This window comes from Pseudomonas sp. NS1(2017) (assembly GCF_002269425.1).
Classification (GTDB): Bacteria; Pseudomonadota; Gammaproteobacteria; order Pseudomonadales; family Pseudomonadaceae; genus Aquipseudomonas; species Aquipseudomonas reactans.
Map to the genome: position 1 here is coordinate 4,809,443 of NZ_CP022960.1, position 16,542 is coordinate 4,825,984.

The following is a 16,542-nucleotide window of genomic DNA, read 5'->3' on the forward strand; positions in this document are numbered from 1 at the left end:
ACTTTTCGTTCGCGGTCGATCTCAACATTACGGCCGACTTCAAACCGGACCCTCATAACCCAAATAACAACATCTTTAAAAATACCACTCCAAGCTCCGGGTATTGCGCGCATCACCTCTCGCAATGCGATTCGCATTCTTTCAGTTTAGCGATCCCCGGCCTTAGAACCGAGGCCCACCCGATCATGGCCGGCCAAACAGATCAGCGCCAAAGCGCAATGTTACGCGCTCCTGCTGAGTGGCGGAGTTTTGATATCATCAGTTCTGAAGGGGCATTGGAAACGGTATCAATCAGAATTTCGGGCGTGGGAGCGACCTACCAACTGACCTCTTCAGCTCAATCTATAACCGGGGTAAACAAACGGAACGACGCGCATATGGCACTATGGTCAGGCAGCAGTTGGGTCGACGCACCCTTACCCTGCACATACTCAGGAAGGGGCATAGTGAATAACAGTTGGTACAGTTTTTTCTGGCGAACCCCCACCAACGGCATCTGCGGAAAAATAGCGAAGTACGATATACCCAGCTTTTACTTCAGCGACATCAATATAATGTATGAATTGAAAACCCCTAAGGATGGTCTGAAGTAGCCATGTATTTCCCCGGCATACCACCTAGCGCAACTTTTAAACTCGCCAAATGATCAAAAAACAATCAATTCGACGAGTATTTCTTACGTTTTCGCCACCCGGACCCCACTCCGGTGGCCATTTCCCGCATTACAGGCGCACCTCTCCTGCATTCGTCAGTAAATGTCGGCGCGCCATCCACAGGTTCGACAGAGCGAACAGTGTCACCAGTTGCGCCGTGTTTTTGGCCAAGCCGCGAAAGCGCACCTTGGTGTAACCGAACTGGCGCTTGATTACCCGGAACGGATGCTCGACCTTGGCGCGCACCTGAGCCTTGGCCTTTTCAATCTTGCGCTTGGCTTTGTACAGCACGCTGCGCTTATCGAGTTTTTTGTAGGTGCTGCGGCGTGCCGCCACCTGCCAGATAACTTCACGTCCTTCATGCTCGGGCCGCTTTTCGACACCGGTGTAGCCTGCATCGGCGCAGACCACGTTTTCGTCGCCATGCAGCAATTTGTCCACCTGGGTGACATCCGCCACATTGGCCGCCGTGCCCACTACGCTGTGCACCAGACCCGATTCGTCATCGGCGCCGATGTGGGCCTTCATGCCAAAATAATACTGGTTTCCCTTCTTGGTCTGGTGCATTTCCGGGTCGCGCTTGCCGTCCTTGTTCTTGGTCGAACTGGGCGCATTGATCAGCGTTGCATCGACGATGGTGCCCTGGCGCAGCGACAGGCCGCGGTCGCCCAGATAGCCATTGATGACAGCGAGGATGCCGGCCGCCAGCTCGTGTTTCTCCAGCAAGCGGCGGAAGTTGAGAATGGTGGTTTCGTCGGGGATGCGCTCCAGGTTCAGCCCGGCAAACTGGCGCAGGATCGTGGTTTCGTACAGCGCTTCCTCCATCGCTGGATCGCTGTAGCCGAACCAGTTCTGCAGCAGATGCACACGCAGCATCGCCATCAACGGGTAGGCCGGACGGCCACCTTCACCTTTCGGATAATGTGGCTCGATCAAAGCAATCAAGCCCTTCCACGGCACCACCCGATCCATCTCGATCAGGAACAACTCCTTGCGGGTTTGCTTGCGCTTGCCAGCGTACTCGGCGTCGGCGAAGGTCATCTGCTTCATCGGGAAACTCGGTGGGTGGGGTCGCGGTATTTTGCCAAATCAGAAAGTCTTTTTCAGAGTTTCCCTAACCCGCTGAAGATGCCCAAAGGCATTTATACAGGGCAATTGAACTACACCATCGGGCCCGGCGGAGATTTTGATTTCGGTGATTTACTGACTCCCTCAGATAACCTACTGACCGTTAACTTCGTTCTTTCGGTTCAACACATCCTGGACGTTCGTTTTCCTCCAGGATCAGAGCGCCTGACACTGGTTCCCGCTGGAGGGTGGCAGCAATGGCTGAACCGCGGTCGTCGTCCGGAAAAACTGTTTGCCAATCAGCATTTCCAGCTATGGTCATCGATCCCTTTCAAGATGCAACTTCAATGTCAGTATATGGCCGAAAACCAATGCGGTATTCAGAACAGCGAAGGCCATTTAGTCCCGGTAGAAACAAGAGTCACGCTGCCGTCAGGCGTAACGGACAGCCACAGGGCACCGGTCGGCCGTTTTCCGCTCAGTACCAATCCCAGCCTTTTCCTCCTCGGCTCTTACGTTGGCAACAGTAATGCAGCGCTGCATTTCGAGGTTGACCGGGAGAGCGTAAAACAGATGGCCAACCACGCCGGCAAACAGTACTCAGGTAACGTCACCGTAATATGGGACGCTGAAATATAAGGGAAATGCAAATGGCGTGTCAGAGCACGCCGGGCAGTAATCGCGAGTCAGCTCGGACAGCCCAACTCACCATGATCGAGTCCTTGGGACTGGCTTCGACTGAGCAGGCTCGCCTTGCCATTGCGCCAGGTCAGGGTCAGCACATAGAGCGTGTCGAAGTCATCACGACGCCAATCTTCAGCGACCAGCCGCTCCTCATCCAGGGCCTTTGCGGCCACGGCATTGATCAACTCCGGCAGGTAACCACGGGACCAAGCCGTGTAGACCGTCGCGTTGCGGTACTTGTCGCGCAGGAGTTCGTCAGCCAGTTCGTCGGTGTCGTTGGCACCGAAGTCAATATTCACCGGCAGGCCAAGGCGGATGGCACTGGGGCTGATGGTCATGAGCGGACGAATATAGCTGTAGCGTTGGTCCTGAGTGCCCTCCTCGACCTGCCGAGAGGGGTTGGCGGCAAACACGTAATCAGCCTTGCCAAAACGCTCAGGCAACAGCGTGGCGAGGTCCATTGCGCGGTTGAGCCCCTGACAGTTCAACTGGCCCAGGCCTTCGCTGGGTTTCTCCGCGTGACGCAGAAACACGAGTGTCTGGGTACCGTCCAGTGTTTTCCCTGGGGGTTTGAAAACACCCAGGAATAGCGGAACAGCTGCGCCGGCAAGTGCCAGGATCAGGAGTAAGTAACGACGACGGGGTAAAAAGGCAGACGCAGGGCGAGAAGGTAAGTTGTTCAACTTGAATATCGCTCGTTGATTATTACGAAAACACAGTTAAACAACAGTTACTGCTCGCTGATGCGAAGCTGTGTTGGCGTCGCATCCAGCACTATTTTGCGCGGATAACTCGCCCAATTGGCACCGAGCGCTGACGTGTTCGGATTTCCGGTCTTTGCAAAGGCCGCCAGGCTTGCAATCATCGTATTCGATAATGCTTCACGCCCCGCTTTATTCGCATTGCTGTACGCGAAAGAGAAGGTGTTCGCGCCGAAGTTGCCAAAAATAAAGGGTAGATCCAGCGCGTGTGTTGCGCCGTATACCGTGTTGAAGGGGGCTGGCGCCTGACTCCAGTCAAAGCGGTAATACCAGACCTTATCCGGCTGCTGTTTGGCGAGCAACCCGAGTGGCGCTGTTCCCGCCCGAACGAAGAAGTCATTGGCGCGCGCGGCCATTGCATTCCATCCGTGTGGCAATGCCGTCACTGGCAGATACGGTGCGCTGATCAAATCGTCCTCGGTCAGCGTGCCAGACGCATTCGGATCGAAATTGAACTGCATGCCAAATCGCTCGTAGTCGTTTGGCTTGTAACCTGAAATACCGGTGCCTGAGCTCCCGCCAAACAGCATGCCGAACAGCGTGCCTTCGTCCTTTGTGATACCGGCGAGTACCGGGACCTTCTGGTATTGCCCCGCCGCAAGCGCCGCCATTGAGTTGACCGGCAGCACATGTCCGTCTTCGACTGCCGAGCGTGCGGCGCCCAATTGCGGGTTCGCAATCATGATCGCGAGGAGTTTATCGGCCGGAATACTCCGCAGGTATTCGGAGACCTGCGCGTTCGACTGCGACGCCAGCCAAGCCTGTGCAGACGTGGCGTCCGTCGCCTTGCCGTCGGAAATGACAATTGCCGTCAGCAACTCCCTCGAGTAGGCCTGCGCATTTGTCCGAGAAGCGTTCAAGAGGCCGCCGCTCAACGGTACAGCCTTCTGAAACAGCCCGGCGGACAAGGGTGAAACGAGCAGAGCCCACACATTCACTGCACCTGCAGATTGCCCCATTAGCGTGACATTGTCTGGATCGCCACCGAATGCTGCGATGTTGTTTTTCACGAATTTCAGCGCCTGCTGTTGATCGAGCAGCGCAAAATTGCCGGAGTCCGCAGTTGGGTTGCCGCTCTTGAGTTGTGGCAGGTCGAGCCAACCGAGGATCCCCAGGCGGTAATTGATCGTGACAACGATTGCATTGGCTTTCTTCGCAAGCGTCTGTCCATCGTAGACGGGATCGGCAGAATAGCCGGAGACGTTGCTACCACCGTGGATGAAAAAAATCACCGGAAGCGGGCCAGTTGCAGCCGCCGGACTCCATATGTTCAGTGTCAGGCAGTCTTCATGGCCCACCGGTTTGCCGAACCCCTCCCGTACCGCGAGACTATAGGGCGCTTCATCCGGCGCGGGGCTGAAGTACAAGCCGCCTTGCGCGCAGGAATGCCCGAACTTTTGTGCAGCGCGCACGCCACTCCACTGCGCCGGATCGACGGGCGGCATCCAGCGTAGCGCGCCCACCGGCGATTGGGCATACGGTATTCCCAGCCAAGCGTAGACACCCGTTGTGGCGCTGTAGTCGAGGCCATTGACGATGCCGGTACTGATGGCTCGCTGAGTGGGCGACGGGGCTGCGGTTTTCCAAGTAGACGAGTGATCATCTGCGCACCCAGCTAGCGACAAGACCAGCGTCAGCGTGAAAACTCTCGCTGCAACCTGAATAATCGAGGCCATGAATTGTTTCCCCTATAGGAATAAGCTCAGTTCATTGTTTAACGAGACAGCCCATGTACCGGGCGCAATTGTCTTGACTAATTAGGAAGAGTAAAACGTACGCGCGTGCATGCCATGCCTATGGGTGTCGGTATCGGTTGTTCCTTTGTAACCTGTGACATTTTGATAACGCAGTCTTCTTGATACACTTCCTCACCGGTCACCAACCTCGATGTTGCCCACGTACCGTCCTCGTTTGAAATCGCTATAACATTTTCGCCCTTCTCTACGCGCTTATCGGGACCGCCATAAGAATCTGGGCTTATTGCAATAGACTCTTTCGCATACGCCTCCGGAGCAATAAACAAAAGTGCGACTGTAAGTTTGAACGCTCCCACCACCACCTCCTCCTAACTTTTCGCTTAACCACCCGCCCCCAGAATCGTGCGTATTGAATAAATGAAAAGCGCGTGCAATCTGACAGCGAGCGTTGCGAAAAAAAATAGGAGCACTCCTAAAAACACTGTTGCAGCCGGAGAAAAGCGGGCACTCATTTCTTACGGCGCGGCGGAGTTTGCGGATCTGCGCAGATCCCTTAAGCTGGCCGACCTTTGTTTGCTCCGCCCGGAATTGCCCATGTCTCGAAGTATCGCCCGTCTGGCCCTGCTGCTGGGCTTGATCACCGCCGTCGGCCCCTTCGCCATCGACATTTATCTGCCGGCCTTGCCGACCCTGGGCGCGAGCCTGCACGCCTCGCCGGCGTTGGTGCAGATGAGCCTCACGGTGTTTTTTGTCATCGTCGGCGTGTGCCAGTTGTTCTACGGCCCGATCAGCGATGTGTTCGGGCGCAAGCCGCCGATTTATGCCGGCCTGGTGATTTTTGCCGTGGCCAGTGTCGGTTGCGCATTGGCGCCTACCATCGAATCACTGATCGCCTTTCGGGCCCTGCAGGCGTTCGGTGCGTGCGCGGGCATGGTGATTCCACGGGCCATCGTGCGTGACCTGTACACCGGGCATGAAGCCGCGAAACTCATGGCGTTGCTGATGCTGGTGATGAGTGTCTCGCCGATTCTCGCGCCGCTCGCCGGTAGCCTGGTGATCTCGCTGTGGAGCTGGCGTGAAGTGTTTGCCGTGCTGGCGGTGCTCGCAGTGGCGTGCCTGGTGATGACCATCGTGCAACTGCCGGAAACTCACCCGGCGGAACGCCGTCTGGGCAAGACCCTGGGCAGCGCATTCAGCAGCTACGGCGCGTTGCTGCGTGACCCGGTGTTTATCGGTTTGTCGGTGGTGTGCGGGTTCGGCTTGGCGACGTTCTTCGTGTTTATCGGTAGCGCGCCATTCGTGTACATCGAGCACTACGGCCTGACGCCCACGCAGTTCAGCCTGGGGTTTGCCGTGAACGCTGCGTCGTTCTTCGCCATGAGCCAACTCACGGCACGCCTCAGCGCACGCTTTGGCCTGGCGCCGCTGATTCGTTGGTCGGTGGTGGCCGTGGCGGCGGTTATGGCAGTGCTGGCGGTCACGACGCTGTGGGTCGACAGCCTGGCCTTGATGATGACGTTGCTGTTTATAGGCTTCGGTTTTCTCGGTCTGCTGTTACCGGCGGCGGGCGTCTTGTCGCTGGAGGACCACGGCGCGGTGGCCGGCTCTGCGTCAGCCTTGCTCGGGGCGATCCAGATGATCACGGCGGCCGTGTCCATGACGGTGATCGGTGTGTTCGCGGATCACACGCCAGCGCCGATGCTGATTGGCATTGCGTTGTGCGCCATCGCCGCAATGCTCACCACGCTGTGGACCTTGCGCCGCCTGCCGGCTCACTTGGCCAGCGCCCCGCCCTCCTCCTGATCATTGCCCATGGCGGCCAGATACGCCCAGGGATAAATCCCGCGCTGGTGACCATCGCTGAACACCAGTTGTACGCCATAACCCTGAGGGTGGATTTGCACCACCCTCACCGCCTCTGACACCCACGGCTGGCTGCCCCGTAGACGAAACGCCCGGCATTGGGAGCACGGGCATTCTCGGCGCAGGCGTGCGTGGTTAATCCACTGCGCGCCTTCCCTCCATTCCAGGCGCAACAGGCCGTCGCGGCCTTTGCCGATGGCGTGCGGCGCGGCGGTCATTGCAGTTGCGCCAAGGCAATCCGCACGGCCTTGCGCACTTCCGGATCGCCATCGTCGGCGGCATCGCGCAAGGCTGTCAGCGCTTGACGATCACCCAGTTCACCCAGTGCCAGAGCGGCTTCCTTGCGCAGGTTGCTGATGCTATGGCCCAGGGTCTGGATCAAGGCGTCCAGTGCGGGTAAATACCGTAACCGGCCCAGGCTGCGCGTCGCACGCAGACGAACCTGCCAGTACTCATCGGCCAGCGCGGCGACCAGCGCATCCCCGGCATTGCGGCTACCGACTTTGCCCAAGGTGGTCGCGGCTTCCTCGCGTACTTGCCACGCCGGGTCCAGCAACGCTTGGTGCAACGCCGGTAAGACCAGGTCATCACTCGCCAAGCCGAGTGCGCCCGTAGCCGCGCGGCGAACTTCGGTGTCGGGATCACTGCTGGCCAAGGCGGCCAACGCCTCAAGCGCGGGTAGATGTTTGAGCCAACCCAGCACCCCCACCGCTTCACGGCGGACACCCGCATCAGCATCCACCAACGCCAGCAAGGCCGCCGGCGCAGCGGCTTCCAGGCGCAATTCGCGCAGAGCACGGAAGATGGCGGTACGCACGCTGATATCGGCGTGCCCGGTCCAGGGCAGCAGCACCCTGCCCGCCTCGGTGGTCTTCAATACGCTCAGGCTTTGCGCCGCGGCGCTGCGCACGGCGAACTCGGTATCTGTGAGGGCTTCACACAAGGCGTGTACCACTTCGCCGTCTTCCCAGGCTTCGAGCAAGGTCGCGGCCTGGGCGCGCACTTCTACGCTGGGGTCGTTGCGCAGGCTGTCCACCAGCCATTGCACACCGTCGGGGTCTTCAAGATCAGCCAGGTCAATCAGGGCAATGCGGCGCATGCCGGCGTCCGAGGCTTGCAGACGTGGGCGCAGGGCTTCTATTTCCGGGTTATAGGTCATATGGCAAATCGCGGTGTTGAATGATCGGTGGGCAACCCGAGCGGGTTCAGGCGTGGCAACTGGCGGCCATCTTCATGGTGCAGCAGTGCCAGGCAATGACGCTTGAGGTGAGTGAATTCGGGGGTGGTCATCAGTTCAGTGTGGCGCGGGCGCGGAAAGTCCAGCTGGAAGTCCTCGATGATGCGGCCCGGCCGTGGGCTCATCACCAGGATGCGATCGGCCAGGAACAGCGCCTCATCGATATCGTGAGTGACAAACACCACGGTGGTGCGGATATGCGTCCAGATATCCAGCAACAGGGCCTGCATCTTCATGCGCGTCAGCGCATCCAGTGCGCCGAACGGCTCATCCATCAGCAGCAGGCTCGGCCGATTGACCAGCACACGGGCGATTTCCACACGCTGCTGCATGCCGCCGGAAAGCTGGTTCGGCCAACGCTCGGCGAAGCCTTCCAGCCCGACCAACGCCAGGATTTCATCCGCCGCCGCCAGCCGTTCAGCCTTGCCCACGCCGCGCATTTTCAAACCAAATGCGACGTTCTCACGCACGGTGCGCCACGGGAACAGCGTGTGCTGCTGAAACACCATGCCGCGCTGCTGGGACGGACCGACCACTGCCTGCCCATCCATCTGCAAGCTGCCCTGGCTCGGCACCAAATGCCCGGCCAGCGCGCCGAGCAAGGTCGACTTGCCGCAGCCCGACGGCCCCAGGATGCACACAAATTGCCCCGGCTCGATGCTGCAGTCCAACGCCTTGACCGCCTCGAATGCCTGATCACGCTCGCCGAGCACAATGGACAATCCGCTGATTGCTATACGACCTTCCATCAGGCTTTACCTCGCGGGCGATGCCAAGGGGTGAACACGGCGCCCAGGCGCTTGACCAGCCAACTGCTGCCCATGCCCAGCACGCCGATCAACAACATGCCGACCACGATGTCGGCGTAGTTCTGGATGGTGTACGACTCCCAGGTGTAATAGCCGATGCCGAACTGCCCGGAGATCATCTCCGCCGTCACCAGGCAGAACCACGACGTGCCCATGCCGATGGCCAGGCCGGTGATGATGCTCGGCGCGGCCCCCGGCACAATCACCTCCAGCAGGATCGCGCCGCGCCCTGCCCCCAGGCTGCGCGCCGACGCGATCAGCCGGGGATCGACGCCTTCGACGCCATGCACGGTGTTGAGCAGGATCGGAAACAGTGCGCCGGTAAAGGTGATGAACACCATGGACAGCTCTGACGACGGAAACATCAGGATTGCCAAAGGTATCCAGGCCACCGCCGGAATCGGGCGGATCACCTCCAGGGGCGGCAGCAGCACATCTTCAGCCCATTTCGAGCGGCCGATGGCGATGCCCAGGCCAACGCCCACCAGTACCGCCGCCAGGTAGCCTTCGAACACCCGGCTCAGGCTGGCACCCAGGTGCTGGGCCAGCTTGCCCGAATCCACCAGGCCCAGCGCCGCCTCGACCACGGCGCCCGGCGTCGGCACGTTGGCAAAGGTCACCAGCCACAGGTTCCAGTGATGACTGGCAGCGAGTTGCCAGAACAGCAGGCACACCAGCAATGAGACCGCGCGCGGCAGCCAGCGAGAGGTCGACATATCAGCGACCGGCCACGGCCAGGGCGCCGGCGTTGGTGAAATCGAACACCTGGCCGCCCTGGGCCTCCGCGAATTGCTGGGCCTGGCCCTTGAGCAGGAATGCACTCAATTTGCCCTGGCGATCAGTGGCGAACCAGGCCTGGTTGGCCAGCAGCTTGATGCCGCTGTCTTCGGCCTGGGCGTAGACCGCACGCACGTCCTTGCCGTCCTTCTTCAATCGGGCCAACGCACTGAAGGCTGATTCAGCCGACGCGTAGTCACGCACCTTGGGCTCGCCTTTCACCCAGATCTGCGCCACGTGTTTCCAGTCGGTGATCGGCTTGCCGGTCAACCCGTCGTTGGCTTTGAGTGGGCTCTGGGCGTAGTTGCCCAGCTGTGCCTGATAGTCCAGGCCGGACGCCTTGAAGGCGGCGCGCAGGTACTGGTCGTCGATAAAGGTACTGAGGTCCAGGCCACGGTCGGCTTTTTTCAGCAGCTTGAGGGTGTCGATGGCGGTGCCGACGGCCTGGCGATACTCAGGTTTCCAGCTCAGGTCACGGGTTTGCACGCCCAGCGGGCCATGGAACAGGTAGTTGACCTCAGCCTCGACGCCGGTGACTTTCTCGATCAGCTCGCTGTATTTCTCAGGCTCTGCCGCCAGCAGTTGATTGGCTTCGATACTGGCGCGCAAGTAGGCGACCACCACTTCCGGGTACTGGCGGGCGTAGCGCTCATCCACCAGGGCGCCGTGGAAGGTGGGCGTGTTGGACTGCGACCCGTCGTAGATCTTGCGGGCGAAACCACGGTTGGGAAACAGCTCGGCAAACGGCACGAAGTCGGCATGCGCGTCGATCTTATTGGCCTGCAACGCCGATCCAGCCACTTCTGGCGCCTGGGCGATGATGTTTACATCCTTGAGCGGATCCCAGCCCTGGGCGGCGACGGCCCGCAGCAACATACCGTGCGCGGTGGACGCGAATGGCACCGAAATGGTCTTGCCTTTCAAGTCCGCCAACGACTGTGCGCTGGACTCGGTCGGTACCACGATGCCATTGCCGCTGCCCTTGATATTGCCCGACAGCACACTGATAAACAGGCTGTGCTTACCCGCCCCCTCAAACGCCACGCCATTGAATGCGCCTGGGAAGTCGGCCATGGCACCGAAGTCCAGCTTGCCTGCCACCATTTCATTGGTCAGTGGTGCGCCACTGGTGAAGTTCTTCCACTGGATATCGTAGGTGGAGTCCTTGTACTTGCCATCGTGGGGCAAGTACTTGTCCAGCAGGCCCAGCTCACGGATCAGCAAGCCGCCGGCGGCACAGTTGATGGTGGTGTCCTGGGTGCCGATGGCGACCCGGATGGTTTCAGCCTGTACCGACAGGCTGATGGAAGCCAGCACCAGGCTGGCGAAGGTTGCGCGCAAGAACATTGGGTGTTTCCCCTCGAATCATGGTTATAGGATCGTCTCCGCCGTGATCAGGCACGGTGGGAAACGAGGGGGTACGGCAGTGGCGTCCGGTGATGGCGGATGGCTTTGGATCGATACGCTCAGCGCAGCAGGTACGGGATCTCGACCTTGACGGCACCGGTGGGGCAATCCTTTTCGCAGGGCATGCAGTACCAGCATTCGTCGAACGCCATGTACGCTTTCTGCGTCGCGGGATTGATCGCCAACAGGTCCATCGGGCATACGTCGACACACACCGTGCAGCCTTTTTCGGCGATGCACTTGTCTTCGTCTATCGTCACCGGCGCGTTGGAACGAAAGAATATTTCCTGGGGTTGGTAGGCCATTTCACGGTGTCCTGGGCGCTTTTGCGCTCTCTATAGGGTCAAGCAGCATCAGCCCCAACACGCAGGCGGTCGTAGGCTTGCATTTCTTCGGCGTCCAGCGGGATCACATAGGGCTCAACGGGTTTCTTGAAGCTGACCATCTGCCCGTCATCGCCCTTTTTCAGGTGGCAATGGCAGAACCAATCCGTGTCATTGCGTAGCGGGTGATCGACGCGGTAGTGGTACAGGCCCCAGCGGCTTTCGGCACGGTACAACGAGGCGCGGGCGGCCATCTCGGCACAGTCGCGGATCACGCTGGTTTCCATGGCGCGCATCAGTTCGTGGGGGTTATGGGCTTTCATCTGGTCGAGGTCGCGCTCGATATCACTGAAGCGCTGCAAGCCGATCTCCATCTTGCGGGTGACCTTGGGCGGTTGCAGGTAATCGTTGACGAAGCGGCGCAGCTTGTATTCGACCTGGGCCGGTGGCAGGCCGGTTTCACGGTCCAGCGGCGCGTAGACACGGGCCTGTTCGGCGGCGACCTGCTCGGCATTCACCGCGCTGAAGTCTTTTTCCAGCACATACTGGGCGGCGTTGGTACCCGCGAACCAGCCGTAGGTAAAGGCGCCCAACATATAGTTATGCGGCACCGCCGCCATGTCCCCGGCCGAATACAGGCCCTTCACCGACGTCTCCGCGCGCTCGTTCACCCACACGCCGGAGGCCGAATGCCCGCTGCAAAAACCGATTTCGGAGATGTGCATTTCCACCATGTCGCTGCGGTAATCGGTGCCGCGATTGGCATGAAACTGGCCACGGCTCGGCCGTTCATTGCTGTGCAGGATGGTCTCGATGTTCTGGATGGTTTCCTCGGCCAGGTGGTCGAGCTTGAGGAACACCGGGCCATTGCCGCTTTCGAGCTCCTGGTGGAACTCCCACATCATCTGGCCGCTCCAGTAGTCGCACTCAATAAAGCGCTCGCCCTTGTTATTTGCGGTATAGCCGCCCAGCGGACCGGTGACGTAGGCGCAGGCCGGGCCGTTGTAGTCCTTGATCAACGGGTTGATCTGGAAGCACTCCAGGTTCGCCAGTTCGGCCCCCGCGTGATAAGCCATCGCGTAGCCGTCGCCAGCATTGGTGGGGTTTTCATAAGTGCCCATCAGGTAGCCCGACGACGGCAAGCCCAATCGGCCCGCCGCCCCGCAGCACAGAATCACGGCCTTGGCCTTGATCACCTGGAAGTCAGCGGTGCGGCAATCGAAGCCCATCACGCCGTTGACTGCCCCTTCGCTGTCGGTCAGCAAACGTGTACACACCAAGCGGTTAGTGATGGTCACTCGCGCACGCTTGAGCTGGCGATACAGCACCTTCTTGATGTCATGCCCCTCGGGCATCGGCAGCACATAGGCGCCCATGTGATGGACCTTTTTCACGGCGTAGTCGCCGGTCTCGTCCTTTTCGAACTTGACGCCCCAGCGGTCCAGTTGCTCGATGGTCTCGAAACTGTGGGTAGCGTAGGCGTACACCGCCGCCTGATTGACGATGCCGTCATTGGCGATGGTGATTTCCTTGGTGTACTGCTCCGGCGTTGAGTGGCCGGGGATGATCGCGTTGTTCAGCCCGTCCATGCCCATGCTGATCGCGCCGCTGCGCTTCACATTGGCCTTGTCCACCAGCAACACACGCAGCGCCGGGTTGGCTTCTTTGGCCTTGATCGCCGCCATCGGCCCGGCCGTACCGCCGCCGATCACCACGATGTCGTATTCCAGCTCCAGGGTTGTGCGGCTCACGGGCGGCTTCCTCGTTCACGGTCGATGCGCAGGCGATACTGGAAGGCGTCGCCACGGTAATACAGGTGTTCAAAGTCAACGGGCTGGCCGTCGGCGGTATGGGTCAGGCGCTCGATATGCATGATCGGCGAGCCTGGCTCTACATTCAGCGCCTGGGTCAGGTCGCTGTCGGCCAGCACGGCGTCGATGGCCACATCCGCATGCCCCAGTTGCAGGCCGCAGTCGTTTTCCAGGATCAGGAAGATATCGCGGGTGACCAGGTCGGCTTTTTCCAGGCGCTCGCCGAGGGGTTGCGGCAGGTAGGTGAATTCCAGCGACACCGGTTCCCGGTTGATCAGGCGCACGCGCTTGATCTGCGCAACGACCGTGCCCTCCTCCACGCCCAGGCGCTCGGCCACCTGCTTGTCGGCCGGCACGAAGCGGAAGCTGCGCAAGCGGTTGATCACTTCGTAGCCGCGTTCGGTCATGGATTCGGCCAAGCCCTGCAAGGTACTGACGTTCTGGTAGGCCTTGGGTTTGGACACGAAGGTGCCCTTGCCATGGATCTTGTAGATCAGCCCTTCTTTCTGCAGATCGCCCAGGGCCTGGCGCACGGTAATGCGGCTGACCTTGAAGCGCGCACCCAGCTCGCTTTCGGAAGGCATCTGGGTGTTGGGCGCGTATTCACCATCGAGAATGCGGCTGCGCAACAGGTCACGCAGTTGCGCATGCAAGGGGATGCTGGACAGGGGGGAAAGGCTGGAATCGTTCATCAAGATCACTTGTCATAACGAGTTATGACGTGATCTTAAGAAGTCTAAGCCCGCCTTTGGAAATACCGATTAGGCATAAGCTTAAGGCCGGTTTCTTCCAGGAAGGCGGTATCGCTGCCCGCTTTCGTGAGCATTGGAGCAGGGTTAAACGTTTTCGCTTGAACGTATGCAGGTCCTGGTGGTGACCTGCTTGATCTGCCAATTGCTGAAACCGAAAGTTCGCGTCGTCTTGATCTCCCGACGGACGAGGCGCATCGGCGGAGCGTCTTTCCTGAGCAAACCATCGGATAAAATATTGACCCCCAACGCGCCACCCAACAAGCCGAGTACGAGGCCAATGACATCGACGAATTTATCCAGCGTTCGATACAGAGGCTTACTGAACGAGGATATGTCCGGTCCCGGTTTGGGCTCACCACATTGTTTACCCTCTGAGAGGGCCCGCTTGCATCGTTTGCTGTCAGTATCCGCGTTGGTTTGATCACTCTCGGTTTGCGCGTCTCGGGACTCAGCATCTTGAGTGGCCTTGAAATCGTCGAGCTTATCCAACAAAAATGCCGGTGGAACCGCCGACAGCAAGACCAGCAACAGACCCAAAAGGATATTTTGTCGTGCCGCAGTGGAGCCCTTCCACACGTGACCGCTTCGAACGCGTTTACAGATACAGGCCGTCAGCACGGCCCAAACAGCCAACGCTACTGCGGTTGACCACCAAAATTCCACAAACGTCATGTCGTTACATCTTCCTTAGTCAAGTGAGGCCCTGGAGCCGAAAAATCACAAATCAAAACGATCCACGGCACGCCGCCGCTCATTGTCGTCACGAACGTCATAGCTGGCGGTGGTCTGGATATTGGTGTGGTGTGCCAGCTTCTGTGCAATCGACAGGTCATGCTCCTCGATCACCCGTGTAATGAACGAGCGGCGGAAGTCATGGGGCATGATCTTTACCCCTACCTGTTCACCGCGCTGGCGGGCGATGTAGTAGATCGCATGCTTGGTGATGCGTTCGCGGGTGATGTGGCTGCCACGGCGGATGCGGTTGAACAGGAAACTGTCGTCCTGCTCGCCTTCCTTGAGCTGTTCGCGGCGAAACGCCAGCCACGCCTGCAACTTGGCGAATGCCCAATCCGGCGCGTACTTGATCAACTCCTTGTTGCCCTTGCCGATCACTCGCAAGCTACGTTCTTCGAAATTGATCTGGGCCAGGTCGAGGTTGACCGACTCCGACTTGCGCATGCCGGAACCGTAAAGAATGCCAATCACCGCCGCATCCCGCAGACCTTGCGGGCGAGGGTCGGCGGCGCAGACTTCCATCATTTCGCGAATCAAACTGCGCCGCAGGTTGCGGCCCTGGCTCAGGCGCGTTCCCGGTGCGGCCTTGACAGTACGCATGCGCAACAGGTGTTCCTGGCTGATCAGGTTCAGGCGCCAGGCCTCGTTCATCACCCCACGTACCGCGTTGACGTACAGTGATGAGGTGTTCGGCGCATAGCCGTCCTCACGCAAGGCGGCGACCAGGGCAATCACGTGTTCGGGTTGCAGCAGGTGCCAGTCGATGTCTTCGAGGTTGATGTCCTCGAAGCCCAGGCGGTCGGCCGCGTCTTGCAGCACGTAGCGCATGGTCAGTTGGCTGGAGGGCGCCAGGCGGGTGAGGTAAAGGGTCAGCGGGTTGCGGATAGACTCAGTCAAGGTATGTCAGCCTTTGGCTTAAATACCTCGAACAAACCTTTGATTAATCGAGGTATTTAGTGAATTGGCGAAGGCCGAGTCTAACTCAGGACCGGCCCTGGCACAAAATCACGGGGCCGTGTCGTCATCTTCGGTAGCGTCCTGCGGCTGGACCTGGGCCTGGCTCCAGTCGCTGTCCTGCTTCTGCATCAGCGCGAACCAATGCTGGCGCATGAACGCCAGGTAAGCCTCGGGCGCTTTGGCAAAGTCCTTCTCATCGCCGTAGCAACCGGGCAACGGCAACTCGGTGCCCTGCTCCTTGTACTGGCTGACCAACGCCTGCTGTCCGGCCACGCTGCAGTCCTTGGGCAACGGCATGCCGCGCAAGGCGCCGGCCTCTTCGTCCCACCAGGCTGCACCGACCCGGTCGACGCCGCGCAAACGGTACTTCTGCGACTTGCCGACATGCATGATCAGCTTGAATTCATTGGGGCTGACATCACTGGTGCAGGTGCGCGAATAGCCCACCGTGGCCTGGGTGATGCCATCGCCGGTCAGGTCGGTGACCTTGGTCGCAGCGCGGTCGAAGCGCAACGAGGCGTCGAATTCGCAGTGCTGTACATCGTCGTAGAGCATCCACACGCGTTTGGGGCGGTTGCCATCGATCAGGTACTGGGCCGCGTACACAAATGCAGATTGAGTGCCGTCGTCGTCACGCTCGCTGACCTGCTCGGCGAGCACCAGCAGGTTCTTGCCTTGCTTGTCATCCCAGGTGTAAGCGGCGATCTGCTTGCCGCGCACTTCGACGCCGTCTGGCACCTGGTCGATGCTCGTGAGCGCCACCCCGTCATCGGCTTGCACGGTGGTGACACACGCCACGCTCATCAACAACCCCATCAACACTGGCCGCAACTGGCCACGTAAAAGCTGCACGCTATTCATCCGATCACCCTGGCAAGAGACGGCTTACTTTACCGGCACTTGGGGCGCATTGCAGAGAAGATTCTTCACTAAAATTCGAGGTTGGAACGTAGGCAGGCAAGTTGAACCAAACGCCCTACAAACAGTTCCTATTTCGCCCACCAACTA

16 protein-coding genes are annotated in these 16,542 nt (G+C 59.5%); 2 read left to right on the forward strand and 14 right to left on the reverse strand.

What is annotated here, in order from left to right; genetic code table 11:
• Positions 1–722 precede the first annotated feature (722 nt).
• Entirely contained in the window at positions 723–1,703 is a 981-nt protein-coding gene (locus CI807_RS22405) for an IS5-like element IS1384 family transposase (RefSeq protein WP_010466230.1), read from the reverse strand.
• Positions 1,704–1,718: 15 nt separating this feature from the next.
• On the opposite strand from CI807_RS22405, the gene CI807_RS22410 reads away from it, so the two are divergent.
• Positions 1,719–2,360: a hypothetical protein gene (locus CI807_RS22410; protein ID WP_256578586.1), complete on the forward strand. Its 642-nt coding sequence runs from the start codon at positions 1,719–1,721 to the stop codon at positions 2,358–2,360.
• A gap of 47 nt (positions 2,361–2,407) precedes the next feature.
• Here CI807_RS22410 and CI807_RS22415 read toward each other — a convergent pair whose 3' ends face one another.
• Together CI807_RS22415 and CI807_RS22420 are read right to left on the reverse strand one after the other, a co-directional pair.
• On the reverse strand, positions 2,408–3,088 hold the full coding sequence (locus tag CI807_RS22415; protein ID WP_095016270.1) for a histidine phosphatase family protein: 681 nt from the start codon (positions 3,086–3,088) through the stop codon (positions 2,408–2,410).
• Positions 3,089–3,135: 47 nt separating this feature from the next.
• Positions 3,136–4,842, reverse strand: coding sequence for a carboxylesterase/lipase family protein (locus tag CI807_RS22420; RefSeq protein WP_095016271.1), 1,707 nt, complete (start codon positions 4,840–4,842; stop codon positions 3,136–3,138).
• Between the two features lie 615 nt (positions 4,843–5,457).
• Between CI807_RS22420 and CI807_RS22425 the strand changes: the two genes are divergently transcribed.
• Positions 5,458–6,666 carry a multidrug effflux MFS transporter gene (locus CI807_RS22425; protein ID WP_095016272.1) on the forward strand — a complete coding sequence of 403 codons (1,209 nt, stop codon included), beginning with the start codon at positions 5,458–5,460 and terminating at the stop codon, positions 6,664–6,666.
• On the opposite strand, the gene CI807_RS22430 is transcribed toward CI807_RS22425, so the two are convergent.
• The 11 genes from CI807_RS22430 to CI807_RS22480 all read right to left on the reverse strand — a co-directional run bounded on the left by CI807_RS22430 (position 6,636) and on the right by CI807_RS22480 (position 16,395).
• On the reverse strand, positions 6,636–6,944 hold the full coding sequence (locus CI807_RS22430) for a gamma-butyrobetaine hydroxylase-like domain-containing protein (RefSeq protein WP_095016273.1): 309 nt from the start codon (positions 6,942–6,944) through the stop codon (positions 6,636–6,638). The two genes, CI807_RS22425 and CI807_RS22430, sit on opposite strands and share 31 nt — an antisense overlap.
• On the reverse strand, positions 6,941–7,885 hold the full coding sequence (locus CI807_RS22435) for a HEAT repeat domain-containing protein (protein ID WP_095016274.1): 945 nt from the start codon (positions 7,883–7,885) through the stop codon (positions 6,941–6,943). The genes CI807_RS22430 and CI807_RS22435 overlap by 4 nt, the downstream gene beginning before the upstream one ends.
• A complete protein-coding gene (locus CI807_RS22440) occupies positions 7,882–8,712 on the reverse strand; it encodes an ABC transporter ATP-binding protein (RefSeq protein WP_095016275.1) in 831 nt (276 codons plus the stop codon). Before CI807_RS22440 ends, CI807_RS22435 begins: the two co-directional genes overlap by 4 nt.
• Positions 8,712–9,488, reverse strand: coding sequence for an ABC transporter permease (locus CI807_RS22445; protein ID WP_095016276.1), 777 nt, complete (start codon positions 9,486–9,488; stop codon positions 8,712–8,714). The genes CI807_RS22440 and CI807_RS22445 overlap by 1 nt, the downstream gene beginning before the upstream one ends.
• A gap of 1 nt (position 9,489) precedes the next feature.
• Positions 9,490–10,896 (reverse strand): ABC transporter substrate-binding protein, encoded by a 1,407-nt coding sequence (locus tag CI807_RS22450; RefSeq protein ID WP_095016277.1) that lies wholly within the window; start codon positions 10,894–10,896, stop codon positions 9,490–9,492.
• 119 nt (positions 10,897–11,015) lie between these two features.
• Positions 11,016–11,261 carry a ferredoxin family protein gene (locus CI807_RS22455; protein WP_028616162.1) on the reverse strand — a complete coding sequence of 82 codons (246 nt, stop codon included), beginning with the start codon at positions 11,259–11,261 and terminating at the stop codon, positions 11,016–11,018.
• Between the two features lie 38 nt (positions 11,262–11,299).
• Complete coding sequence (locus CI807_RS22460; protein WP_095016278.1) at positions 11,300–13,030, reverse strand: fumarate reductase/succinate dehydrogenase flavoprotein subunit; 1,731 nt, start codon at positions 13,028–13,030, stop codon at positions 11,300–11,302.
• A complete protein-coding gene (locus CI807_RS22465) occupies positions 13,027–13,782 on the reverse strand; it encodes a GntR family transcriptional regulator (RefSeq protein WP_095016279.1) in 756 nt (251 codons plus the stop codon). The genes CI807_RS22460 and CI807_RS22465 overlap by 4 nt, the downstream gene beginning before the upstream one ends.
• A 144-nt stretch (positions 13,783–13,926) precedes the next feature.
• Entirely contained in the window at positions 13,927–14,514 is a 588-nt protein-coding gene (locus CI807_RS22470; protein ID WP_095016280.1) for a hypothetical protein, read from the reverse strand.
• 45 nt (positions 14,515–14,559) lie between these two features.
• The gene (gene xerC, locus CI807_RS22475; RefSeq protein WP_095016281.1) at positions 14,560–15,474 is read right to left on the reverse strand and encodes a tyrosine recombinase XerC; all 915 of its coding nucleotides are present in this window, start codon (positions 15,472–15,474) and stop codon (positions 14,560–14,562) included.
• A 108-nt stretch (positions 15,475–15,582) separates the two neighbouring features.
• Positions 15,583–16,395, reverse strand: a complete 813-nt coding sequence (locus CI807_RS22480) for a M949_RS01915 family surface polysaccharide biosynthesis protein (protein ID WP_095016282.1) — start codon at positions 16,393–16,395, stop codon at positions 15,583–15,585.
• Positions 16,396–16,542: the final 147 nt, after the last annotated feature.